Genomic DNA, 23726 nt, shown 5'->3' with positions numbered 1-23726 from the left:
GTGTGGCCGGGCGCACGAAGGTAAGGGAGGATAAGGAGGCTGTCGCCATCTGCCAGCGTGGGCAGTGCCTTCCAGCAGCAGTATTTTTACGAAATACTGAAACCATTGGGTTTACCCCGCGCTCACCGCAATATCAGAACAAACCGATTTCAACCCCCAGCGCCCAGCGGGGCAGCTCCGGCCAAGCTGCGTAGGCCGGGCCAAACGCGGGCGTGAGGCGGTAGCGGGCCGTCAGGGCATAGCGGTCGAAGCCCAGCCGGGCGCCCGCGTTCCCGGTCCAGCGCCGCAGGTACGGCAGGCCCACCTCCGTTGTTTCGACGGAGCCGATGCCGGGCGCGGGCTCATCTTCGGTGCTGTGCGTAGTGCGGGCCACCCAGCCGCCGCCGGCTATCAAATCGAGGTAGCTGCCCACGGAGTTGCCGCGCCGGCCGGCGTTCAGCCGCAGGCTGACTTCCGAGTACAGCTGGTGCAGGTTCAGGCCTTCTGCCCGGTGCCGGGTGGGCGTGGGCACCACCTTGTAATCGGTTTGGTCCAGTTCACAATGCTGGAAGGCGTAGCCCAAATCCAGGTTCAGGGCCACGTTTTGGGTGAAGCGCACCTTGAAGCGCCCCCCGCCCCGCAGCTCCGCCGACGCCAGGCCCGTGCGCACCTCGGCCCCCCGGCCGGCCGGGCCGGCCAACAGTCCGTAGCCAAAATAGGCGTGGCCAAAGTAGCGCCGGTTGGGGCCGAAAGTGGTTTTGATAGTGTCGTTGGCCACGTTGGCCTGCACCAGCACTTGCTGGGCCTGCACCAGTGGCGCACCTGCCAGGAAAGTCAGAGCCACCAAGGCAAACAGACGCCGGGTTTCAGAGCTGCCCGCGTGCCGGCTGGCCCCGGCCCAAATCAATTGCAAGACGTCCTTCTTCATTCCGAATACGTGCCGGTATAGCCTTTGAAATGCACCCGCAACACATCGCCGCCGCGTAGCAACCGGCGCGGCACCTGCACCACCAAGCGCTGCGTCACGGCGTGAGCTTCGTAGCGGCGCAACACGCCCCGGTGGTCGGCCAGGTTCCAGTAGAGGTAGGCCGGGTAGTTAGGCTCGGGCAGCGGGTTGAGCGGGGCGCTGCCGGGCGCCACCGGCTGCTCGTGGCCCACGCGCGGCACCGAGTTGTCGTTGGCCGGTTTGGCTTCTTCCGGCGGGGTGAGGCTGGGCAGCACGGCGCCGCTTTGCTCGGCCACCAAGGGCAGCATCTCGGCCGGCCGCAGGGCTGCTTCGGGCCGAATCACAACGGCAACCAAACTGTCGTGGGGCACAAAATCGAACGTCGGCACCAGCGCGGCCGTTGGTGCGGGCAGCGCAAAATGCGCCAGCCGGGGCCTGCCAAAGCCGTGCGCGTAATCGAAATAGGGGTACAGGTCGGCCGATTTTTCCAGGGCCTGAAACAGCTGCATGGCCGTGAGCTGCCGGTTTTTCTGCCACAGGCATGCGGCAAAACCTGCCACCAGCGGCGACGAGAACGAGGTACCTTCCAGTCGCTCGTAGTCATCCGTAGTGGTGGTGAGCACGATGCCGAAGGCGGCCAGGTTGGGCTTGGGCCGGCGGTCGGCGGTGGGGCCGTAGGAGCTGAAATCGACGTGTAGGCCGGTTTCGGGGTCGAGGCCGCCAATGGCCAGCACCGAATCGGCATCGGCGGGCGTGCCGATGCGGACCCAGTCGTCGTCGCCGTCGTTGCCAGCGGCACTCACCACCAGCAGGCCCTTGCGGGCGGCCAGGTTGGCGGCGCGGGCAATGAGGCTGTGGCGGCCGTCCATCTGCTCCGGAAAGTAGCGCTGCTCAGTGTAGGCCAGCGAGGAGTTGATGATGTCGGCCCCGAGGCGGTCGGCCCATTCCACGGCGGCCAGCCAGGCTTCTTCCTCGGCATACCGCTCCCGGTGCAGCTGCTCGGTGCGGGCCAGCAGGTATTCGGCGGCGGGCGCTAAGCCCAGGCAGGGGCCGGGCACATCGCCCGGTCCGCCGGGCAGCCGGCCCGCCAGACAGCCCATTACCTCGGTGCCGTGGCTACCGCCGATAAAGACGTTGTCGGTATTACGCAGGAAGTCATGCATGGCCACGATGCGCTTGCCCGCCACCAGCTCCCGAAAAGCCGGGTGCGTGGGCAGACCTTTGAAGCCCACATCGAACACGGCAATGCGCAGCCCCTGCCCTTCCAGACCGGCGGCGCGCAGCGCGGGACCGTCGAGGTGGGCCGTCTGGCGGCGCGCCAGCAGGAAATCATTCGGCGACAGCGGCTTGTGCGGCAGCAGTGGCTGTCGTGGCTCGTTGTCAGGTTGTGGCTCTTTACTAGCAGGTGCATGCGCCGCCACCTGTACCTCCCGGTACGGCCACGCCGCCACGGCGCGCACGCCCGGCAGGCGCCGCAACGCCGCCGCCTGGGCCGCCGTGGCTCGACACGCCACCGCATTGAACCAGCGGCTGACCAGCGTCACGGTATCGACCCGCGCCCGAATGGCGGCCACGTAATCGGCCCGCACAGGCAAATCAGACGCTTCAAAAGCGGGCAGGTGCTGGCGCTGCCGGCGGGCCCGGGCCTCCGGTGCGAAGTATCGTCCGGGGTTGAATTCGACCCCGGTTTTATCACTGAGCGTAATCCAGTAGCGGGTTGGCTGCTCCGCCGGGTGCGCGGCCGGATTAGGCTGGGCGGCGGCCGGCCCCAGCAGCCACAGGCACAGCAAGCCGCTCAGCAGCCTGCGTTTCTGTGCGCCTATCGCCTGTTTAATATCAACCACTTACAGTCCGTACTTGCTCAGCAGATAAATCAGCGAGGCCATGCTGGCGCCGCCCAGCTCCAGCTCGCGGCGGTTCACCTTGTCGAAGGTGTCGGCGGCGGTGTGGTGGATGTCGAAGTAGCGCTGCGAATCACACTTGTAGCCAATCAGGGCCTTGGGGTGCACGGCTTCTTTGAGGGGCCCGATGTCGGTACCGCCGTGGCCGGCCGTGATGTCGTCGGCGTTGTAGGGCTTGAACAGCAGGGACCACTTGGCCACTTTGGCCAGCGTGGCCGCGTCGGATTCCAGGCCGAAGCCGCGGGGCGTGAAGCCGCCACCGTCCGACTCGATGGCCGCGACGTGGGTTTCCTGGTTCTGGGCGGCCAGGCGGGCGTACTCGGTGCCGCCGCGGTTGCCGTTTTCCTCGTTCATGAAAAGCACCGCCCGGAGGGTGCGCTCGGGCTTGAAGCCGGCGGCGCGCAGCAGGCGCAGGGCTTCGATGCTTTGCACGCAGCCGGTGCCGTCGTCGTGGGCGCCCTGGGCGAGGTCCCAGGAATCGAGGTGGCCGCCCACGGTGATGATTTCCTGCGGGAATTTGCTGCCCTTGATTTCACCCACCACGTTGTAGCTTTTTTCATCGGGCAGCGTAACGCACTCCATTTCCAGCTCAAACTGCAGCTCGGGGTTGGCCTTGAGCAGCTGGCTGAGCTTGTCGGCCCCATTTGTGCTGATGGCGGCGCCAGGAATGGTGGCGGGCCGCATGGTGCCGGTGTGGGGGTTGTCGTCGCGGGCGCTGCTCATGGAGCGGACCAAGGCCCCCACGGCACCGCGCTTGGCCGCTTCGGCAGCTCCCATGGCGCGCTGGTCCACGGCCCCACCGTAGGCCGCGCCGGGCTCGATGAGGGCGTCGTTGAAAGGGCGGTTGAAGAACACGAATTTGCCTTTCACAGCGGCATCGGGCAGCTTTTGCAGCTCGTCGAAGCTATGCACTTCCACCACACCGGCCTTGAGCTTGCCGCCCGTGCTCACCGAGCCGCCCAGCGCGCACACCGGCACCTTGATGCCCTTGTCCTTATTGCCCACGATTTCGCCCTTTTCCCGGCCGCCACGCACCCAGTGCGGCACCATCACCTCCTGCAGGTACACGCGGTCGAAACCGGCTTTTTCCATGGTGGCCTTGCCCCATTCCACCGCCATCTGGGCCTGCGGCGAGCCCGCAAGCCGCCCGCCAATGTTGTTGGTGAGGTAGCGCAGGTTGTCGTAGCTCTCGCCGCGCAGCAGGGCTTCGTCGAAGATTTTGCGCAGGGCCACCGAATCCGACACGGGCGCGGCGGCTACCGCCGGGGCAACGGCGGGTGTGGCGGCAGGGGCTTTGGCTTTTCTACGAACCTGGGCCTGGCCGGAGGAGGCCGTGAGCAGCAGGCCGGCAGCCAGCAGAAGGGATAAGGATGGGCGCATAACCACGAAGAACGCAACTTTTACCTAAATGCGCCCCGGCCGGCGTCAATCCAGGGCCCGCCACAGGCCCCGCTCGCGCAGCATGCGGGCCACCGCCGAATCGGGGTTGAGCAGGGTCAGCAGCTCAGCGGCGCGTCTGTTTCGTAGCCCTCCTGGCCGATGGACAGCTCGACGGTGACGTGCTCAGTGCCCAGGGTGCCGCGGAAACGATGCTTGCCCACAAGCAACAGCGGCCCGGCGCTGGATGCACCGGGCCGCTGGGCCATTGTAGCACTAACGGGCACCCCCGACAAGCTGACCAGTAGCAGCAAATGCTGCGCTGTGCCCCAGCCGAGTTGCGCCGCGAGGCTTATTTCTGTGGCGCAGCCGGGGCCGTCATGCCCTTGGCAGTGGCGTCAGATTTCACTTTCACCTTGGTCTTTGTTTTGCGCTCGGCGCCGTAGCCGCGGGTTTCCACGATGGGCTGCATGCCCTCGGCGGTGAGCACCGTGAACAGGTACTCGTATTCGTTTTCGCCGATTTCCTCGACGGGCGGAATGGCGCCGAAATCGTCAATGAGCGACAAGATGGTGTTGGAATGGCCCACGATGACCACCGATTTGCCGGCGTAATCCTTCAGCACCCGGTCGGCGAGGTCGCGCCCACGGCGCGGGTCATACACCTGCGGCTCCAGCTTGAGGGCGCCGGCCAGGGGCTCCAGCGTGGCGCGGGTGCGCTTGGTATCGGTGGTGAAAAGGGCGCTGGGGTGGCGCTTCTCCAGCGTCTGGCGCAGGGCCAAGGCGCGCGCCTGGCCCAAGGGCGAGAGCGTAGGGTCGGCCGCGTCGGAGGTCGAATCTTTTTCGGCGTGGCGCACGATGTAAACGGTGGTCACGATGGGCTTGACCTTGGTTTTGGAAGATGAGGCGTTGGTTTGCGCCAGGGCCGAACCAGGGGTCAACAGGTTGCCCAAGGCAGCCAGCGCCACGACAAGGAATGTAGACAGGGATAGGCGTGTGGTCATAACAAGCAGGAAGAAGTCGAAATGCGGTGAAGTTGCCCCAGCAAATTACACCACAAACCTGAAACCGCCGCCCGTGTTGGCTTCATGCGGCCTTCAGGCAGCCGTGCCGTAAGTTGCATCCGCTTACCTCAACCATTGCCCCCAACCCCGTCCCATGCACGTTCTGCTCATCGAAGACGAAAAAAGCCTGCACCAGGAAATGCGCCAGTTTCTGCTCCAGGCCCAATATTTGGTCGACTCGGCCTATACGTACGCCGAAGCCTCCGAAAAACTGTACGTGAGCAGCTACGACTTCGTGCTGCTGGACCTGGGCCTGCCCGGCGGCGACGGCCTGGATTTGCTCAAAGAAGCCCGCCTCAACGAAAACCAGGAGGCCAGCTTCATCATCCTCACCGCCCGCGGCGCGCTCGATGACCGGATTCGGGGCCTCGACCTCGGGGCCGACGACTACCTGCCCAAGCCCTTCTCGCTGCTGGAGCTCACCAGCCGGATGCAGGCCATCACGCGCCGCAAGTTCAACCTGAAGCGGCCCGAAATCAGCTTCGGCCAGGGCTTTAGCATGGACCCCAACGCCCGCATCGTGCGGCACGGCAGCCAGGAGGTGCCCCTCACCAAAAAGGAGTTCGACCTGCTGCACTACCTGCTGCTGCACCGCGGTCGGGTGCTTACGCGTCTGCAGTTGGGCGAGCACCTGTGGGGCAACGTGCTGGAAGACGATTCCGACTCGAACTACATCGACGTGCACATCAAAAACGTGCGCAAGAAGCTGGCCCAGTTCGGCCCGGCCGATTTTCTGGAAACGGTGCGCGGCATCGGGTACCGGGCGGCGGAATAGGCAGGCAGCTTTCAATTCAAAGAACGTCATGCTGAGCGCAGCCGAAGCATCTCGCTTGTGGTAGTAATCCAAACGTCAGGATTTACTATTGCACGCGAGATGTTTCGGCTGCGCTCAGCATGACGTTCTTTTTTGTCCGTCTATCCCACCAATCCTCCCCCCCACCAACCCGCCACCGCATGCGCCTCGAAGCCAAACTTGCCATTTCCAACGCCGTTTCGAAGATGCTGCTGGTGCTGCTGGGGGCGCTGGTGATTCCGCCCATTGTGCAGCAGGTGGCCGTGGCGCACACCGATTCGCACCTGCGTGAGAAGAAGCGGCTGGTGCAAACGCTCATTGCCCGCGACGGCCTGCAGGCGTTTGAGCGCGGCGAGCGGGCCGAAACCTACGCCGACTACAACATTTTTAAGCAGGAATACATCACCCTTACGCCCCTGCCCGAAGGTGCGCCGCTGCCACCGGAGCGCATTTTTGAGGAGCCCCGGCAGGTCGACCAGCAGGTGGAGGACTTCCGGATTCTGAGTTTCGCGCTGCCGGCGGGTGGGCTGCACCAGCGCGCTTTCCGGTTGGAAATAGGCTCGTCGCTGGAAACCGTGGAGCTGCTCACGGCTACGCTGCGCCAGCTGGCGCTGTGGGTGCTGGTGGCGGCCTCGCTGCTCACGGTGGTGAGCGACGCGGCGGTGGCGCACTACCTGCTGGGGCCGCTGCGCGAGCTGATTGTGCGCAAGCTGCGCGGCATCCGGCAGCCGTCGGACTTTAATTTTGAAGTAATTGATACGCAGACCACCGACTTCCGACGGCTCGATGACCGGCTGAATTCGCTGATGCGGCAGGTGCAGTCGGCCTTTGCCAAGGAACGGGAGTTTATGAGCAACGTGAGCCACGAGCTGCTCACGCCCGTCAGCATCCTGCAGTCGCGCTTCGAGAACATGCTGCAGGACCCTACCCTGCCCGAAGCCCACGCCCAGCAGATTGTAGAATCGCAGCGGACCCTGCACCGCCTGCGCAATACCGTGCGGACCCTGCTGCTCATCGCCAACATCGAAAACGAGCAGTACCTGCGCGAAGAATCGGTGCGCCTCTCGGAAGTGGTGGCCGACGTGGCCGAAGAGCTCGACGACCGCCGCCAGCAGCGCGATATTGACCTGGAAGTGGACCTGACCGGGCCCGACGTGCGCCCCCACGCCAACGCCAGCCTGATGCACACGCTGCTGCGCAACCTGCTCTCGAACGCCATCAAATACAACCACGAGGGCGGCCGCATCCGGGTGCTGGGCCGGCCGGCGCCCGGCGGCAGCTACACGCTGCGGGTGGAAGACACGGGCCCGGGCATTGCGGCCGAAAACATTCCGTACCTGTTCGACCGGTTCCGGCGCTTCAATTCCAACGCGCCGGGCTCGCCGGAGGGCTACGGCCTGGGCCTGCCCATTGCCCAGACCATTGCCGGCTTCCACGGCGCCACGCTGCGGGCCGAATCGGTGGTGGGCCAGGGCACGGCCTTCGTGCTGGATTTTGGGCCGAATGCGAGCCCGACGGCCGGTTTCATGCCGTCTTCATAGGGTCGGAAATAACTTTCGGGTGTAATCGAAACTCCCGTGCGTAATCTTCTCAAATTTCTCGTAACGGTCCTGCTGCTGGTGCTGGTGGTAGCGGTGGGCACCGAGGTGGCAGCCCTGCACCACAGCGCCGACCCGGACCCGGACACGCTGGTGGCGCCCGTGGTGGTGCGTAAAGCGCCAGACGTATTGCCCCCGGTAAAACTGGTTCGGACCTTGCCCAAGCCCTCCGCGCAGCGCAGCATGGCGAAGGGCCGCTAGCAACGGTCATTCAAACCGTCATGTCGAGCGCAGCCGAGACATCTCGCGTGCTGAAGTAATTAAAACCGTTTCCAAAATTGAGTTACTACCCCACGCGAGATGTCTCGGCAAGCTCGACATGACGCGCTGCCGGGTTGGGTGACTTTCCGAATGACTCCAATAAAAAAAGCCTCAGTATGTAATTACTGAGGCTTTTTTTATTGGAATCAAATCAAGTAGCGGCGTTAGTGCTCATTGGCCACGCCGTAGTCTTCGGGGGCTACCGGCTGGGGCGGCGCGGCTACTGTGCCGGCTTCGGGCAGGGGCAGCTGCCACTGCTGACTGAGGTGGGCCAGGCCGTGGGCGGCGGTGAGGTCGAACTGGCAGGGCACTACGGACACATAGTTGTGGGCCAGGGCCCATTCGTCGGTGTCGGTGCCGTGGTCGAAGTTCACGAACTCGCCACGCAGCCAGAAGTAAGGACGCTGGTAGGGGTCGAGGCGGCGGTCGAACTCCTCCTGCCACTTGGCGCGGGCCTGCCGGGCCAGGCGCAGGCCGGCAATGGGCGTGTCGGACTTCTTGGGGATGTTTACGTTCAGGGCCGTGCCGGCGGGCACGCCGTGGGCCAGGGCATGCTCACACACCTGACGCACCCACTCGGCCGCGTGCGAGAAATCGGCCTTGGGGCCGTAGTCGCACAGCGAGAAGCCCACAGCGGGCAGTCCTTCAATGGCCGCCTCGATGGCCGCCGACATGGTGCCGGAATACAGCACGTTGACCGACGAGTTGGAGCCGTGGTTGATGCCGGACACCACCAAGTCAGGCGTGCGGTCTTTGAGCACGTAATGCTTGGCGATTTTCACGCAGTCGGCGGGCGTGCCGGAGCACTCGTAGGCTTGCACGTCGGGACCGAAAATCGGGTTTTCGGTGAGGCGCATGGGGTGGCCGATGGTGATGGCGTGGCCCATGCCCGACTGCGGCGAATCGGGGGCGACGACCACGACTTCGGCGCCGAGCCCGTGCACGATTTCAACCAGGCAGCGGATGCCGGGGGCGGTGATGCCGTCGTCGTTGGAAACCAGAATAAGGGGGCGGGATACTGCCATGAGAAGATGGGGCGGTTGGAAAAAGACCGGCTGCGAAGGTAACGGGCCGCCGGGGCGGGTGGTTTTTGTTTACGGTCCAGCTTCGTTGTTTGCGACAGGCTTCACCCCTCACTTCAATTCGCATGTTTTTCACCAACCGCTACCCCGCTCACGACTTTGGCCTGCTCATTATCCGCGTGGGCATCGGCCTCATGTTTATGCTGCACGGCTACCCCAAGCTGACGGGCGGCCCCGCGATGTGAGCCGAAATTGGCGGCGTGATGGCCAAGGTGGGGCTGAACTTCGCGCCCGCGTTCTGGGGGCTGCTGGCGGCCCTGGCCGAGTTTGGCGGCGGGGCGCTGCTGGCGCTGGGGCTTCTGTGGCGTCTGGCCGTGCCGGCCCTGCTCTTTACCATGCTCATGGCCACGGTGATGCACCTGAGCGGCGGCGACGGCTTCGACGGCTACGCCCACGCGCTGGAATCGGCGCTGCTTTTTGCCGGGTTGCTGCTGGTGGGACCGGGGCGCTACAGCCTCGACGAGAAGCTGTTTGGGGGGCGGGTGCGGTAGATTGGCCGGACCGGTGGGGCCAGCGGTGGCGGCAGTGGCGTGGCGGGCCAAACGTTGTTCCTTTGCGCCCATGTTCACCCTGCTGCTCGCTTCGCTCATGTCCCTCGCCTCCACCCCCGCCCCGACGCCCGCCTGGCGCACGCCCTTCGAAAACGACCCCGCCGGCAACACCACGGCCACCTACGCCGAGTGCATCGCCTATTACCAAAAGCTGGCCGCCACCTACCCGGCGCACCTGCATCTGGCCGAAGCCGGCCCCACCGACGCCGGCCGGCCCCTGCACGAGGTGGTGCTAAGCGCCGACGGCGACACCGACCCGGCCAGCACCCGTCGCAAAAACCGGCGCATCCTGTTCATCCAGAACGGCATCCATCCCGGCGAACCCGAAGGCATCGACGCCAGCATGATGCTGGTGCGCGATCTCATGCAACAGAAGGCGCTGCTGAAGCTGCTCGACCAAGTCACCATCGTTTTGGTACCGGTTTATAACATCGACGGGATGCTGAACCGCAATTCTACCACCCGCGTGAACCAGAACGGGCCGGCCGAATACGGCTTCCGGGGCAACGCGCGGCACCTGGATTTGAACCGCGACTACATCAAGCAGGAATCGCGCAATGCCCGCTCGTTTGCGCAGCTTTTTCAGAAGTGGCAGCCCGATGTATTTGTGGAAACCCATACCTCGAACGGGGCCGACTACCAGTACACGATGACGCTCATTGCCACCCAGCACAGCAAGCTGGCGCCGGCGCTGGCCACTTATCTGCAAGTCCAGCTGCTGCCGGCTTTGTACAAGAGCATGGAGCAGAAAAAGTGGCCGATGACGCCCTACGTCGACTTTGAGGGCCGGACGCCGGAGAGCGGCCTGCAGGCGTTTCTGGAGTCGCCGCGCTACTCCACGGGCTACGCGGCGCTGTTCAACACCATCGGCTTCATGCCCGAAACGCACATGCTGAAGGCCTACGCGCCCCGCGTGCATTCGACCTACGACTTCCTGAAAACCGTGCTCGAAACCGTGGACGCGCAGGCGCCCGCCCTGGCCGCCGCCCGCGCTCAGGCCGCCGCCGACATGGCCGCCCAAACCACCTTCCCCCTCACCTGGGTTCTCGACGACAGCCAGCACGAAACCGTGCAGTTTATGGGCTACGAGGGCCGCACCAAGCCCAGCGACGTGAGCGGCCAGCCGCGCCTCTACTACGACCGGGCCGCGCCCTTCACCCGGCCTGTGAAGTACTTTAACACCTTCAAAGCCACCACCACGGCCAGCCGACCCACCGCCTACCTCATCCCGAAAGCCTGGGTGGAAGTAGCCGACATCCTGCGTCGCAACGGCGCCACGCTGGAACCGCTAACCCACGAGGTGACCGTGCCCGTGGAAACCTACTATTTAGAGGATTTCAAAACCACGGCCAAGCCCTTCGAAGGCCACTACGTGCACAGCCAGGTGAGCCTGCGCACCCAACCAGAGACGGCCACTTTCCACGCGGGCGACTTGGTGGTGTACATGAAAGAAGGCGCCCCCATCCGCTACCTGATGGAAACGCTGGAGCCACAGGCCACCGACTCCTTTTTCGCCTGGGGCTTCTTCGACAGCGTGTTGCAGCAAAAAGAGCATTTCTCGGACTATGTATTTGAAGACCTCGCCGCAGATTTGCTGCGTCGCGACCCCGCCCTGCGCGAACGGCTCGAAAAGCTCAAAGCCGGCAACCCTGCCTTTGCCGCCAACGGCCCGGCCCAGCTCGAATGGGTGTACCAGAACTCGGCCTACCACGAGCCCGGCCACAACCGCTACCCGGTGGCGCGGTGGCTGGGCACCGGGCGCGTGGGCGAGTAAGAACGAGGGCCGGACTGCTTCATCACCATTCATATGCGTCAGCGTCCTCGTTTCCGCCGCTTCCGGTGGCTTTTGCTGCTGGCCGGGGTGGCCCTGGCCGGTGGGCTGTGGCGCTTTACCGGCCGGCCGGCCCCGCATCGGCCTCCAACCAAGGTGCTGCTTCCTAAAAAGCTCGCGAAACCCAGGCCCCGCGTTCCGGCCGTGGCCGCCTCGCTGCTGGGTTCGGAGGAACACCTGGCGGCGGTGGGCGACTTCGACGGGGACGGGCACCTGGACCTGGCCCTCACCAACGGCGACGACAGCCCCAGCCACGACCCGCAGGGCACCGTGAGCCTGTGGCTGGGCAATGGGCGCGGCGGCCTGCGCCACGCCCCCGCCCTCGAAGGCATCGAAGCCTCCCTGCTGGCCACCCTCGATGCCGACGGCGACGGCGATGACGACCTGCTGGCCGGCAGCTGTTGCGACGACCTACTGCTGCTGTGGCGCAACGAGGGCCCCGGCCGGCTCGTGCCCACCCGAATTCCGGTGAGCGCCTCGGCCGATGACCTGGCCGTGGGCGACCTAGACGGCGATGGCGACCCCGACATTGTGCTGCCGCAGCGCTACCAGTATGAGATTGGCACCAACGACGGGCAGGGCCGCTTTGCCTGGCGGCTGCTGGAACCGCAGTCGGGACCGATGAACCCCGGCGACCTGCTGGAAAAAGCCAGCCTGGTGGACGTGGACGGCGACCACGACCTCGACCTGCTGTCCATATCGGGCAAGGGCAGCGTGCTGTTTAACGACGGCAAGGGTGGGTTTGGGCACGAGGAACAGCTGCCCAGTGTGTATTGCGCCACGCTGGCCCTGGGCGACCTCGACGGCGACGGCGCCCCCGACCTGGCCGTGACCGACGGCCAGGAGCACGTGACGCTGATGCTCAACAATGGCCACGGCGGTTTCGGCGCAGCCGGCGGCCCGCGCCAGCTCACCTACCCGGTGCGCTTCGGGGTGGAATGGGTGGGGCTGGCCGACGTGGACCACGACGGTGACCTCGACCTCGTGCTCAACACCCTGAACGACGTGTGGGTGCAGCTCAACGACGGCGCGGCCCACTTCGACCCGCCCTATCAGGTTGATTTACCCGATTCCGACTCATCCCTGGAAGAAGTGCTGTTGGCCGACATGGACCGCGACGGCCAGCCCGAACTGCTCGTCCCCGTGCTCCCCAGCCGCCTGGCGGCCCGGCGGCCCAACCGCAGCACGCTGCCCACGCTGCCGCGCCCCACCCGCCGCGAAGCCTACGCCGACGCCGACCAGCTGCCCATCACCCCGGCCGGCGCGTCGGTCGAAACGGCCATGGCCGCGGCCATGCAGGCGCGGCTGGTGCTGCCGCCCGGCTACGTCCTCACGGCCGAGCGCGCCACCTACATCGTGGATTTGGAGGTGGGGGCCGACGGGGTGCTGCGCCACCCGGACCTGCAGTGGCAGTCCCTCACCCCCGCCGTCGACTCGGTGATGGCCCGCACCCTGCGCCACCTGCCCCCGTTTGTGCCCGCCCGGCTGCACGGCCGCCCCGTGCGCGTGCGGCTGTCGCTCACGCCCCGGCTGGAGGGCAAGGGGCCGCCCCGCTCGCCCGCGCCGCCCCCGCCGGAGCCGCCGGCGATAACCCCCGCCGCCGAAAAGCGCGAAGCCCAAACCTGGCAAAGGGGCCAGGCCCAGCGCCGGCCCCACGAGGCCCCGGCCGCTTTTCTGGGCCGGGTGCTGCCGCACACCTTCCCGCTAACCTGGGACGTGAACGAGCTGCGGATGCGCTTCGCGACGGCCGCGTGGCGGCCCAGCGCCTTCGGCCCGCAGCTGTTTCTGGAAAACCAGGACGACGACCGCATCGGCCTCGTGGTGCTCGACCCCTACCGGCCCAGCACGTACGCCGTGCAGCGGCTGCCTCTGAGCCACATCGAGGGCGAGCCCACCAACGTAGCCGCCATTTTCTTCGCCGATGCAAACCACGACGGCCGCCGGGAGCTGCTGGTGCTGCTCGAAGCCAACCTCCGCGATGTCCTCAGCGTGGACAAACACGGCCGCCGCTTTTACGGCCACGCCACGCACTACCGCACGCAGGTGTTCCAGTACCGCGCCCCGGCCGCCAACGGCCGCCCGCGCTACCGCGAAGACCTCACGTCCCGCCCCTATCTCGACGAACTGCCCACGGCCGCCGCCGTGCGCAAAGCCCTGGCCCGGCACTGAGCCACGCGGCCTTACCCCACATGCTGCCAGCCCCAGCGTAACAGCACCACGCTTCCCCAGCCCACCAGCGCCACCACGGCGGCCAGAAACAGCAGCAACAGCACCACCAGGCCCTTGCCGCTGCCCGTGTGCCGGCCTTCGGCGTAGTGACGACGCAGCAGGGCTACGTTGCGCTCGTTGCTGCGGTAGGCGAAGTCGAAAACGTTGCCGAGGAGGGGAATGGCGCCCACCACGGTGTCGAGCAGGATGTTGAGGGCCATGCGCACCACCACGGCCCCGCTGGCCCCGTGCCGGAACATGGTCAGGAGCAGGGCCACGGACACCGCCGTGGTGCCCAGGTCGCCCACCACGGGCAGCAAACCCAGGATGGGGTCGAGGCCGAAGCGGAAGCGAGTGCCGGGCAGCGTAAACTGGCTGTCCATGAGCTTGGCAATGCGCTCGACCCAGCGCAGGCGCTCGTCGGCATCGAAGGTGGCGGGGGCGGCGGTTTGGGTGCGGAGGAGCATGGGTATGGGGTTTAGACCTGTTACGAAGAACAGGTTTTGTTGGCCGACAGCCGGCTATACATAAAAGCCCCGCGCACCTTTCGGCACACGGGGCTTTTCTATTATTTGACGAATCAGATTACCGCCGACGGCGCGGCTTTTCCTCTTCGTCCTCATCCTCGTCGTCATCATCCCCAAACGTGGGCATGGTGAACATCGACGACAGCAAGTCCTTGAACTGCGCGCCGGCCGTGAGGCGGTTGCGCGAAATCAGGCTGTGCTCGCTCAGGCCGTGGAGCAGGAATTCCATGAGGAAATAGGTGTGCTCGGGCGTCTCGTTGGGGTGCAGCTCGGCCACGATGTCGCGCAGGCCGGGCACGTTGTCGAGGGCCTTGCGGTACTCCTCCGTACTGGCGTCGTGCAGCAAATCCAGCGTGTTGCCGTTGCCGAACCACTCCTGAATGGCCTTGTAGGGCGAGACGCGGTTTTTGAGTTTCTTGCTCTTGTCCGGGTCGGGGAAGTAGTTCAGGAACAGCGTGCGGATGGCCTTGCCCATCAGCTTCTCGGCCACGATGTCCGCGCCCTCCTGCTCGCCCTCGTACACCAGCTCCACCTTGCCCGTCACGGCGGGCACGGCCGAAATGAAGTCCCCCAGGCGTACGTAGGTGTTGCTTTCGCCATTCACCAGCGCCCGGCGCTCGGCGCCCGCAATCACCTGCTCGTAGGCCGAGATGGTGAGGCGGGCCGACACGCCCGACTTGGCGTCCACGAACTCGGAGCCGCGCGCCTCGATGGCCACCTGCTCCACGAGGTCGTGAATAACTTCGTTGCTCGTCACCATGCCCTTCTGCTCGTCTTTGATGCGGGCTTCCTGCTTGGTGATGCGCTTGCCGATTTCGATGGATTTCGGATAGTGCGTGATAATCTGGGCGTCAATCCGGTCCTTGAGCGGCGTCACGATGCTGCCCCGGTTGGTATAGTCCTCCGGGTTGGCCGTGAACACGAACTGGATATCGAGCGGCAGCCGCACCTTGAAACCGCGAATCTGAATGTCGCCCTCCTGCAGAATATTGAACAGCGACACCTGGATGCGCGCCTGCAAGTCGGGCAATTCATTAATCACGAAAATGCCCCGGTGAGCGCGCGGAATCAGGCCGAAATGAATCACCCGCTCATCGGAGTACGGCAGTTTCAGCGTGGCGGCTTTGATGGGGTCGGCGTCGCCGATAAGGTCGGCCACCGACACGTCGGGCGTGGCCAGCTTCTCGGTGTAGCGGTCGAGGCGGTGCAGCCAGGTTACGGGGGTGTCGTCGCCTTTTTCGGCAATGAGGTTTTTGGCGAATACCGACAGCGGTTGCAACGGGTCGTCGTTCAGCTCGGAGCCGGCCACCACGGGCATGTACTCGTCGAGCAGGTTGATGAGCAGGCGCGCGATGCGGGTTTTGGCCTGGCCGCGCAAGCCCAGCAGGTTGATGTGGTGCCCGGCCAGAATGGCGCGCTGCAGCTCCGGAATCACGGTTTCGTCGTAGCCGAAGATGCCGGGGAATACTTCCTCTTTGTTTTTGAGTTTCTGAATCAGGTTTTCCCGGAGCTCGGCTTTCACGCTGCGGGGCTTATAACCACTGGCGCGAAGCTGGCCCAGGGTGCGGATGGTTTCGTGCTTCATACAGGACATTGGCGGGAAACTGGCTTCCCAAGGTCTTTAACCGCGAAAGGGGGGCTGAGGTTCAGGCGTCCGGCCCCGGCGCTGGCGTCGGCCGCGGGGTCGACCAAAATCAGCTGAAAACGAATTTCATTATTTGATTTATTCTCTTATTTTTTAGTACTTGCTGCCAAACTTAAAATTCACTTTTTCCCCACAATTACCTGATAAGCATCTTATGAGAAAAGCGTTACGAATTGTGGGCCTGCTGGTCGGGCTGGTGGTGCTGGCCGGGGCAGGTTTTGCCGTTTTTGTTTCGGCGCGCGGCATCCCAAGCTACACGTCGCCTAAGCCGGCCGTAGCGGCCATCGAGGCCACGCCTACCCGCATCGAGCTGGGCGAAAAGCTGACCCTGGCCGCCTGCGGCGACTGCCACCTCAACCGCGAAACCAATAAGTACTCAGGCCACCTGCTGCAGGACCTCACGCCCGATTTTGGCAAAGTCTACTCGGCCAACATCACCCAGGACCGCGCGCACGGCATTGGTGCCTGGACCGACCAGGAGCTGGTGGGCCTGCTACGCACCGGCATCGGGCGCGACGGCCGCTACCGCGTCATCATGCCCAGCTTCGCCCTGATGTCGGACGAAGACGTGGCCAGCATCGTGGCGTTCCTGCGTTCGGGCAGCCCGCAGGTGCAGGCCGATGCCACGCCCTCGCATTCGCAGGAGCCGTCTTTTCTGCTCAAAGCCCTCACCAACACCGTGATGAAGCCCACGCCGCTACCCGCCGCGCCCGTACTGGCCCCCGCCCCCACCGAGGCCGTGGCCTACGGCCGCTACCTGGTGGTGGGCCGCTACAAGTGCTACGAGTGCCACTCCAAAGACTTCAAAAGCAACAACCCGCTCGAACCCGAGAAGTCGGACGGCTACCTGGGCGGCGGCAACCGGCTGCTGAACATGCAGGGCCAGACCGTGGTATCGCGCAACATCACCGGCGACGCCGACACCGGCATCGGCGACTGGAGCGAGGCGCAGTTCGGGCAGGCCCTGAGGTTCGGCACCACGCCGCACGGCCCGCTGAACTACCCCATGCCCAAGTACTCGCGCCTGGATGATGCGGAAATCCACGCCCTGTTCGCCTATCTGCAATCGGTGCCGAAGCTCAAAAACGTCACACCGGAAGACGGCGCGGTGGCGGCGAAGTAACCACGCGGCCATTCGCCCACCGGCCCAAACCAACAACGGCCACCGTGTTATTCGGTGGCCGTTGTTGGTTTTAATACTTATCAATTTTATTTACAGCGTCTTGCGCCGGTTCTTCTTGTAGTCCTCAAACACCAGGTGGCCCAGTCCTTTCAGGCCGGAGTAGTAAGCCTTGCCCTGGTTTACCTCCGTGAATTCCTCCACGAATTTCTGCAAATACGGGTCGGAGGTAATCATGAACGTGGTGATGGGGATTTTGACGCGGCGGGCGGCAGCGGCCAGGTTCAGCGTCTTGTTCACCACCTTGCGGTCGAGGCCGAAGGCGTTTTTGTAGTAGCCGTTGCCTTCCTTCAGGCAAGTGGGCTTGCCATCGGTAATCATGAAAATCTGCTTGTTGGGCGTTTTGCGCTTGCGCAGTAGGTCCATGGCCAGCTCCAGGCCGGCCACGGTATTAGTGTGGTAGGGGCCCACTTGCAGGTAGGGCAGGTCCTTGATTTCAATCTGCCAGGCGTCGTTGCCGAACACGATGACGTCGAGGAAATCCTTGGGGTACTTCTGCTTCACCAGCTCGGCCAGGGCCATGGCCACTTTCTTGGCCGGCGTGATGCGGTCCTCGCCGTAAAGAATCATCGAGTGCGATATGTCAATCATCAACACCGTGCTGGTCTGGGACTTGTGCTCGTTTTCGCGCACTTCCAGGTCGCCCTCGGTCAGCATGAACTCGCCGCTGTCCATGCCGTGGTTGAGCTGGGCGTTGCGGATGGATTCGGTCATCTGGATGGATTCCAGCGAGTCGCCGAAACGGAACTCGCGCAGGTCGGTGCTCTGCTCGTCGCCCTGGCCGGTGTGGGGCGTGCGGTGGTTGCCGGTGCTGCTTTTTTTCAGCTTGCCAAAGATTTCTTCAAGGGCTGATTTGCGGATGCCCTGCTCGGTTTTGGGCGTAATCTTGAATTCGCCCTTTTGCTGCTCATTCTCATCGATGTAGCCTTTTTTCTTGAGGTCATCGATGAAATTGCCCATGCCGTACTGGTCATCGGTGAGGCCGTACTGCTTGTCGAGCTCGTTGAGCCAGGACAGCGCCTCGCCCACGTCGCCGGAGGTGATGGTAACAAGCTGCATGAACAGCTTAAACAGCGACTCGAAGCCCTTTTCGGGCTGGTCTTCGGGCACAAAATCGCGGAAGCGGAAGCCAACGGCCATAGAATTCTTCTTTCAGGTAGGACTGCGAAAACAAGCGCGGCGCGGGCAATGTTCAATTGGCTCATCTGTCATTCCGAGCGTAGCGAGGAATCTGAGGCATAATCACCGCGTTTTTCAGATTCCTCGCTCTGCTCGGCATGACACTTTCACCCCATCCCACCCATGAAAGCCATCTGGAACAACACCGTCATCGCCGAGAGCGACGATACCGTGGTTGTCGAAAACAACCACTATTTCCCCGCCGATTCCATCAAAAAAGAGTTTTTCGAGGACAGCATTGCCCAAACCAGCTGCCCCTGGAAAGGCCGCGCCAGCTACTACTCGCTGAATGTGAACGGCGAGAAAAACAAAGACGCCGCCTGGTACTACCCCGAGCCCAAAGACGCCGCCAAGGAGATTAAAGGCCGCGTGGCGTTCTGGAAAGGCGTGAAAGTGGAGAAGTAGGGCTTTGATTGGGCTTCTATCAAATACGGTCATGCTGAGCGCAGCCGAAGCATCTCTACCGGTGAAGTAATTATTTACTCTTCGCGGTAGAGATGCTTCGGCTGCGCTCAGCATGACCGTTCCTCTTTAGGCCCTTAACCGTGCTAATCCTCGCCGGCCGCCACGTCCTCTATGCCTTCCTCAATTTTTTCCTCAGCTTCTTCATGGTCGTCGGCGTCGGCGGCTTCCAGGTTCTGCTCCTGCTCATGCCAGCCCTGGGGCTCGTAGCTGAGGCGCATGTAGATGGGAAAATGGTCGGAGCCGATGTGGGTGAGGCGGCGCAGGTCCTGCAGGCGGAAGTGGGCAGAGTGGAACACGTGGTCGAGGGGCCAGCGCAGCAGCCGGTGGTCGGCGTGGAAGGTGGGCAGCATGCCCCGGCCCACGCGCGGGTCGAGCAGGCGCGAGAGGCGCCGGAACAGCTCAGAAGTGTGCGACCAGGCCACGTCGTTGAGGTCGCCGGCCACGATGGTGGGCCCGTCGTGGTGCTGAATGACCTTGCCCACCACCAGCAGCTCGGCGTCGCGGCGGGCGCTGGACTTGGCTTCCTGCGGGGCTGGCGGCTTGGGGTGTAGAAAGTGCAGGTTGGTGGTGACGCCGCTGGGCAGCCGCACGCAGCCGTGAAACGACGGAATGTCGGGGTCGAGGATGTAGCGAATCTGCGGCTCGATGAGCGGCAGGCGCGAAAACACCAGCATGCCGTAGGTGTTTTCCAGCGGGGCGTGGCAGGTGTAGGGGTAGTCTTTGGTGATGACTTCGAGCTGGCTCAGCCACCAGTTGTCGGTTTCGACGGCCAGCACAATGTCGGGGCTGAGGTGGCGCACGTGGCCCAGGCAGCGCGAGGCGTCGCGGTTGTACATCAGCACGTTGGCCACCATCAGGCTGATGTGGTGGTCGTGGTCGTCGGCCGGGCGGCTGGCGTCGGCCACCTGCTTGCTATGCAGCGGCGTGTAGGGCCAGATGCGGTAAAACTGGTACACCAAGGCCAGCGCCAGCGCCACCTCAAAGGCGGTGCCAGCAAAGTGGTCCAGGTCGGGTAACAGTAGCGCGGCCACGAGGCTCAGAAACAGCCCGGCCACAATCTGCAGTCGCGGAAAGTCGCACACCCGAATCCACCAGGCCGTTTGGCGCAGGATGGGCAGCAGCGTGGCCAGCAGCCCAATGCCGCCCACTATCCACACCACCCAGTGGCCGACGGTTACGAGCGTTGAAAGAAAAGCGGGCATGAAAGGGGGTTGGGTGGGGATTTGCAGCAGGGCGACTAGGCTTGTCATCCTGAGCGTAGCGAAGGACCTTATCACGCCAGAGTCTGTCTTTCGACGGCGATAAGGTCCTTCGCTACGCTCAGGATGACATATTTGATTCAACCGATGAAAAAGCAGGTTTACACATCGTCCTGAAAACCGCCCTTGCGCAGCTCCTCAATCGTGCGCATCACCCGGTCCTTCAGCGTGGTGCGGTATTTCTCCAGCGAATCGGCCAGGCGGGCGTTGTTCAGCGCCAGAATCTGGATGGCCAGGATGGCGGCGTTGGCGGCGTTGTCGAGGCCGACAGTGGCCACGGGCGTGCCGGCCGGCATCTGAATCATGCTCAGAATCGAATCGAGGCCCTGAATGGACAGCGAGCTGTTGATGGGCACCCCGATGACGGGCAGCGTGGTGAAGGCCGCCACCATGCCCGGCAGGTGGGCCGCCCCGCCCCCGCCACAAATGAGCACGCGCAGGCCGCGCTTGCGGGCGCTTTCGGCGTATTCCACCATGCGGTGGGGCGTGCGGTGCGGCGAAACGAGGGTGATGTCGTAGGGCACGTTGAACTGGCGGAGCAGTTCGGCGGCGGCCGACATGATTTTCAGGTCCGACTTCGAACCCATGATGATGCCCACGATGGGGTTTTCGGTGGTGGGCCGGTCGGCCTCAGAGCCGCTTGCGGCGGTAGCAGAATCGGGATTCATATAATCAGGAAGCGGAAAAATGCAGCTTTTGCCCGGCGTTAGCCGTTTTCGGGCACCGTTGCGGCGGCAAAATAGGGCTTTTCCGGCCGGCTCGGCCCGCTGCCTACCTTTGCGCCCATGGAAATTCTGCTCGCCACCTTCACCACCCTGTTTTCCATCGTCAATCCGTTTGGGGCGATGCCGGTTTTCCTAACGCTCACGGCCGACGACCGGGCCTCGGAGCGGGCGCGCACGGCGCTGCGGGCCTGCATCTACATGGTGGCCATTCTGAGCGTGGCGTTTTTTGGCGGGCAGTACATCCTCAACTTCTTCGGCATCAGCATCCAGCACCTGCGCATTGCGGGCGGTATCTTACTCATGCGCTCGGCTTTCGAGCTGCTCACGCCCGGCGCCAACCGCGACCGGGTGGGCCCCGACGCCCTCGAAGAAAGCAAGCACAAGGACGACATCAGCTTCACGCCGCTGGCCATGCCCATGCTCTCGGGCCCGGGCTCGATGGCCATTTGCATCGGCCTCATCCGCCCTACTTATGTCGATAAAGCCATGACCATCTTAGGGTTTGCGCTGGTGGCGCTGGCGGCGTTTATCATCCTCATTTTCTCGTTGCGCCTCACGCGGGTGCTGGGCAAGCCCGGCATGGCGGCCATGTCGCGCATTATGGGTTTCATCACGCTGGCCATCGGGGTCAATTTCCTGGCCTCGGCCATCGCGGCGCTGTTTCCGGGGCTGACGCGGTAGGCGTTCACCTCACCCCCGGCCCCTCTCCTCTGGGAGAGGGGAGCCAGCCGACATTAGAAGCATCTCCGGTGCCCCCTCTTTTTTGGAGAGGGGGTCAGGGGGTGAGGTTGACGTCAGGCCGGACGGGTTAAAGCCTGCTACAGCATCAGCTTATATCCAATGCCGCGGATGTTCACAATCTGCACCTGGGGGTCGTCTGCCAAGTAGCGGCGCAGGCGGCTGATGAACACGTCGAGGCTGCGGCCGTTGAAAAACGAGTCGTCGCCCCACAGCTCTTTCAGCACCTTGTTGCGCTCCAAAACCTGGTTGCGCTGGTCGTAGAGGCGCTTGAGCAGCTCGGCTTCGCGGTTGGTGAGGGTTTCTTCGCGGGCGCCGAGGCGGAGCTTTTGCTTGGGGTGGTCGAAGAGGTAGCGGCCGATGGCGAGCGGGCCGCCGGGCGCGGGCGCCGCCGCGGGCTGCCGGGCCAGCTGCGCCTTGATGCGGACAATCAGCTCATCCATGCTGAAAGGCTTTTTCAGGTAGTCGTTGCCGCCCAGTTCGAAGCCACGCACCACGTCGGCCGTTTGGGAGCGGGCGGTGAGGAAAAGGATGGGCACCGTGGCGTTTTCGCGCCGGATTTGCTCGGCCAGCGAGAAGCCGTCGAGCTTAGGCATCATCACGTCGGCCACCACCATATCGGGGCACTGCTGGCGGAACTCGTGCAAGCCGGCCTCGCCGTCGGCGGCCAGCCGCACGGCAAATCCGCGGCTTTCGAGGCTGTCTTTCAAGATGAGACCGAGGGACGGCTCGTCTTCGATGAGGAGGATGGTGGGCATGAGTTAGAATAAATGAAGAACGGTCATGCCGAGCGCAGCCGAGGCATCTCGCGTGCCGAAGTAATCAAAATCGTTAAGCTGATTGAATTGCGTTGCGCACGCGAGATGCTTCGGCTGCGCTCAGCATGACGTCCTATTTGAGCAGATGCAAGTCCAACCATTATTCCTGCGGAATCCAAACTTCAAACCTACTCCCCCGCCCCGGCTCGCTGTGCACGGTAATGCGCCCGCCGTGGCGCTCCACCACCTGCCGCACGTAGTACAGGCCCAGGCCGAAGCCCTTCACGTTGTGCAGGTTACCGGTAGGCACGCGGAAGAACTGGTCGAAAATGGCCGCCTGGTAGCCGGGCTCGATGCCGGGGCCGTCGTCGGCCACGCTCAGGTGCCAGCCTGTGGCGTCCTGCCGACTGCGAATGGTGACGGTGACGGCCGCGCCAGAGTACTTGATGGCGTTGTCGATGAGGTTGTTGAGCACGTTGCCCATGTGTAGCTTGTCGAGCTGCACCACGTCGGCGGGCGGCACCTGCACGTCGAAGGTGACTGGTTTGGGGGCTTGCAGCTGGTGGCGGGCCACGATGTCGGCCACCAGTGCAGCGGGGTGCACGGGTTCGGGTTGGAGCTCCAGGGGCTGGCGCTCATCGACGGCAATGTTGAGCACTTTTTCTACTAAATCGGACAGGCGCTGCAGCTCGGTTCGCGAGATGTTGAGGTAGGTTTGGGTGCGGGCGGGGTCGTTGAGGGCGCCGAAGTTTTGCAGGGCCTCCACGGCGGCCGAGACGGTGGCCAGCGGCGTTTTCAGCTCGTGCGTCATGTTGTTGATGAAGTCGTTTTTGACTTCGGACAGCTTTCGCTGCTTGAGAATCGTGCTCAGCATCAGCATGAAGCAGCCGGTGGTGAGGGCCAGCAGCGCCACCGAGCCGCCCAGCAGCCCGCCCATGCGGCGCAGAATGTAGAAGGTGGGCTGCCGAAACGAAGCCTGGAGCTTGAGGTTGCCGCCGCCGGGCGCCATCAGGTCGAGCGACACGGGGCGGGTGTGGAGCGTGTAGGCGGGCGGGGCCTCGATGCGCGGGCCGTAGCCGTCGGTGGGCGTACGGAGGTCGACGGTATCGAGCACGAAATCGGCGTCGGTGTCGCGGCGGCGCAGCTCGGCGCGGTAGGCGGCGGCGAGGCGCGTCAGGCTGGGCATGGCGGCCGAATCGGGGGCGAAGTGGAGCGGCCGACGCTGGCGGGCGCTGTCGGCAGGGGAACCCGGCGGGCGGCGCACCACCACAATGCGCTTGATGTCCGAGGCCGGCAGGTCGCGCCCGCTGCTATCGGAAGACTGTGAAAACGTCACCACCCGCCTGGTCGGGCGGGCGCCGATGCTGTAGCCCTCGGTGGTCACCCCGTTGCCGTCGCTGATATTGATGCTGAATTTGCGCAGGCCGGCGTGGGCGAACTGCTGCTGCAGCACCACCGTGAGCAGGGCCTCGTTGGTGGTGCGGGTGAACTGCTCGTTGGCCAGCTGGTAGGTGTTGTAGAGCCAGTACGCCTGAAAGCCGTTGATGCCCAGAATGCACAGGGCCAGCAGCCAGAAAATGGAACGAATGCGGGATTTCATGCGGTCGGAAGGGCGAAAGTACGCTGCAAACCTACGCGCCTTATGGAAGGCCGCCCAAGG

At 64.1% G+C, this 23726-nt stretch carries 23 protein-coding genes; 10 read left to right on the top strand and 13 right to left on the bottom strand.

What is annotated here, in order from left to right:
- Window positions 1–133 precede the first annotated feature (133 nt).
- The 5 genes from Q5H92_RS04935 to Q5H92_RS04915 form a co-directional block, all read right to left on the bottom strand.
- Window positions 134–907 carry a hypothetical protein gene (locus tag Q5H92_RS04935; protein WP_305010383.1) on the bottom strand — a complete coding sequence of 258 codons (774 nt, stop codon included), beginning with the start codon at window positions 905–907 and terminating at the stop codon, window positions 134–136.
- Entirely contained in the window at window positions 904–2715 is a 1812-nt protein-coding gene (locus Q5H92_RS04930) for a S8 family serine peptidase (protein WP_305010382.1), read from the bottom strand. Before Q5H92_RS04930 ends, Q5H92_RS04935 begins: the two co-directional genes overlap by 4 nt.
- A 54-nt stretch (window positions 2716–2769) precedes the next feature.
- The gene (locus Q5H92_RS04925; RefSeq protein ID WP_305010381.1) at window positions 2770–4206 is read right to left on the bottom strand and encodes a M28 family peptidase; all 1437 of its coding nucleotides are present in this window, start codon (window positions 4204–4206) and stop codon (window positions 2770–2772) included.
- Window positions 4207–4322: 116 nt separating this feature from the next.
- Window positions 4323–4517 (bottom strand): hypothetical protein, encoded by a 195-nt coding sequence (locus Q5H92_RS04920; RefSeq protein WP_305010380.1) that lies wholly within the window; start codon window positions 4515–4517, stop codon window positions 4323–4325.
- 38 nt (window positions 4518–4555) lie between these two features.
- On the bottom strand, window positions 4556–5206 hold the full coding sequence (locus Q5H92_RS04915) for a phosphoglycerate mutase family protein (protein WP_305010379.1): 651 nt from the start codon (window positions 5204–5206) through the stop codon (window positions 4556–4558).
- 154 nt (window positions 5207–5360) lie between these two features.
- Here Q5H92_RS04915 and Q5H92_RS04910 point away from each other — a divergent pair, with 154 nt between their 5' ends.
- From Q5H92_RS04910 to Q5H92_RS04900, 3 genes are all read left to right on the top strand, one after another.
- Window positions 5361–6041: a response regulator transcription factor gene (locus Q5H92_RS04910; RefSeq protein ID WP_305010378.1), complete on the top strand. Its 681-nt coding sequence runs from the start codon at window positions 5361–5363 to the stop codon at window positions 6039–6041.
- 179 nt (window positions 6042–6220) lie between these two features.
- Window positions 6221–7600, top strand: coding sequence for a sensor histidine kinase (locus Q5H92_RS04905; protein ID WP_305010377.1), 1380 nt, complete (start codon window positions 6221–6223; stop codon window positions 7598–7600).
- A 36-nt stretch (window positions 7601–7636) separates the two neighbouring features.
- Entirely contained in the window at window positions 7637–7858 is a 222-nt protein-coding gene (locus Q5H92_RS04900) for a hypothetical protein (RefSeq protein WP_305010376.1), read from the top strand.
- Window positions 7859–8082: 224 nt separating this feature from the next.
- Here Q5H92_RS04900 and surE read toward each other — a convergent pair whose 3' ends face one another.
- Window positions 8083–8943 carry a 5'/3'-nucleotidase SurE gene (gene surE / locus Q5H92_RS04895; protein WP_305010375.1) on the bottom strand — a complete coding sequence of 287 codons (861 nt, stop codon included), beginning with the start codon at window positions 8941–8943 and terminating at the stop codon, window positions 8083–8085.
- Window positions 8944–9065: 122 nt separating this feature from the next.
- Between surE and Q5H92_RS26620 the strand changes: the two genes are divergently transcribed.
- The 4 genes from Q5H92_RS26620 (at window position 9066) to Q5H92_RS04880 (ending at window position 13551) form a co-directional block, all read left to right on the top strand.
- A complete protein-coding gene (locus tag Q5H92_RS26620) occupies window positions 9066–9185 on the top strand; it encodes a DoxX family membrane protein (RefSeq protein ID WP_369811116.1) in 120 nt (39 codons plus the stop codon).
- Between the two features lie 18 nt (window positions 9186–9203).
- Window positions 9204–9491: a DoxX family membrane protein gene (locus Q5H92_RS04890; protein ID WP_305010374.1), complete on the top strand. Its 288-nt coding sequence runs from the start codon at window positions 9204–9206 to the stop codon at window positions 9489–9491.
- Between the two features lie 70 nt (window positions 9492–9561).
- On the top strand, window positions 9562–11325 hold the full coding sequence (locus Q5H92_RS04885) for a M14 family metallopeptidase (protein WP_305010373.1): 1764 nt from the start codon (window positions 9562–9564) through the stop codon (window positions 11323–11325).
- A 33-nt stretch (window positions 11326–11358) separates the two neighbouring features.
- Window positions 11359–13551 carry an FG-GAP-like repeat-containing protein gene (locus tag Q5H92_RS04880; RefSeq protein ID WP_305010372.1) on the top strand — a complete coding sequence of 731 codons (2193 nt, stop codon included), beginning with the start codon at window positions 11359–11361 and terminating at the stop codon, window positions 13549–13551.
- Between the two features lie 11 nt (window positions 13552–13562).
- Here Q5H92_RS04880 and Q5H92_RS04875 read toward each other — a convergent pair whose 3' ends face one another.
- Together Q5H92_RS04875 and Q5H92_RS04870 are read right to left on the bottom strand one after the other, a co-directional pair.
- A complete protein-coding gene (locus Q5H92_RS04875) occupies window positions 13563–14057 on the bottom strand; it encodes a DUF4112 domain-containing protein (RefSeq protein ID WP_305010371.1) in 495 nt (164 codons plus the stop codon).
- Window positions 14058–14175: 118 nt separating this feature from the next.
- Window positions 14176–15702, bottom strand: a complete 1527-nt coding sequence (locus Q5H92_RS04870; protein WP_305010370.1) for a sigma 54-interacting transcriptional regulator — start codon at window positions 15700–15702, stop codon at window positions 14176–14178.
- Window positions 15703–15916: 214 nt separating this feature from the next.
- On the opposite strand from Q5H92_RS04870, the gene Q5H92_RS04865 reads away from it, so the two are divergent.
- Entirely contained in the window at window positions 15917–16885 is a 969-nt protein-coding gene (locus Q5H92_RS04865; protein ID WP_305010369.1) for a c-type cytochrome, read from the top strand.
- A 90-nt stretch (window positions 16886–16975) separates the two neighbouring features.
- Here the strand turns inward: Q5H92_RS04865 and Q5H92_RS04860 are convergent, their stop codons facing one another.
- Complete coding sequence (locus Q5H92_RS04860; RefSeq protein WP_305010368.1) at window positions 16976–18082, bottom strand: vWA domain-containing protein; 1107 nt, start codon at window positions 18080–18082, stop codon at window positions 16976–16978.
- Window positions 18083–18244: 162 nt separating this feature from the next.
- On the opposite strand from Q5H92_RS04860, the gene Q5H92_RS04855 reads away from it, so the two are divergent.
- Entirely contained in the window at window positions 18245–18526 is a 282-nt protein-coding gene (locus tag Q5H92_RS04855) for a DUF427 domain-containing protein (protein ID WP_305010367.1), read from the top strand.
- Window positions 18527–18669: 143 nt separating this feature from the next.
- Here Q5H92_RS04855 and Q5H92_RS04850 read toward each other — a convergent pair whose 3' ends face one another.
- Window positions 18670–19788 carry an endonuclease/exonuclease/phosphatase family protein gene (locus Q5H92_RS04850; protein ID WP_305010366.1) on the bottom strand — a complete coding sequence of 373 codons (1119 nt, stop codon included), beginning with the start codon at window positions 19786–19788 and terminating at the stop codon, window positions 18670–18672.
- A gap of 158 nt (window positions 19789–19946) precedes the next feature.
- Window positions 19947–20432, bottom strand: coding sequence for a 5-(carboxyamino)imidazole ribonucleotide mutase (purE, locus tag Q5H92_RS04845; RefSeq protein ID WP_305010684.1), 486 nt, complete (start codon window positions 20430–20432; stop codon window positions 19947–19949).
- A gap of 198 nt (window positions 20433–20630) precedes the next feature.
- Between purE and Q5H92_RS04840 the strand changes: the two genes are divergently transcribed.
- Window positions 20631–21251, top strand: a complete 621-nt coding sequence (locus Q5H92_RS04840) for a MarC family protein (RefSeq protein ID WP_305010365.1) — start codon at window positions 20631–20633, stop codon at window positions 21249–21251.
- Between the two features lie 137 nt (window positions 21252–21388).
- On the opposite strand, the gene Q5H92_RS04835 is transcribed toward Q5H92_RS04840, so the two are convergent.
- A complete protein-coding gene (locus Q5H92_RS04835) occupies window positions 21389–22066 on the bottom strand; it encodes a response regulator transcription factor (protein ID WP_305010364.1) in 678 nt (225 codons plus the stop codon).
- A gap of 160 nt (window positions 22067–22226) precedes the next feature.
- Window positions 22227–23666: a sensor histidine kinase gene (locus Q5H92_RS04830; protein WP_305010363.1), complete on the bottom strand. Its 1440-nt coding sequence runs from the start codon at window positions 23664–23666 to the stop codon at window positions 22227–22229.
- Between the last annotated feature and the right edge of the window lie 60 nt (window positions 23667–23726).

It is taken from the genome of Hymenobacter mellowenesis (assembly GCF_030581005.1).
Lineage (GTDB): Bacteria > Bacteroidota > Bacteroidia > Cytophagales > Hymenobacteraceae > Hymenobacter > Hymenobacter mellowenesis.
The sequence above is the reverse complement of the archived record's forward strand: the minus strand, read 5'-3'. Positions and strand labels throughout refer to the sequence as shown.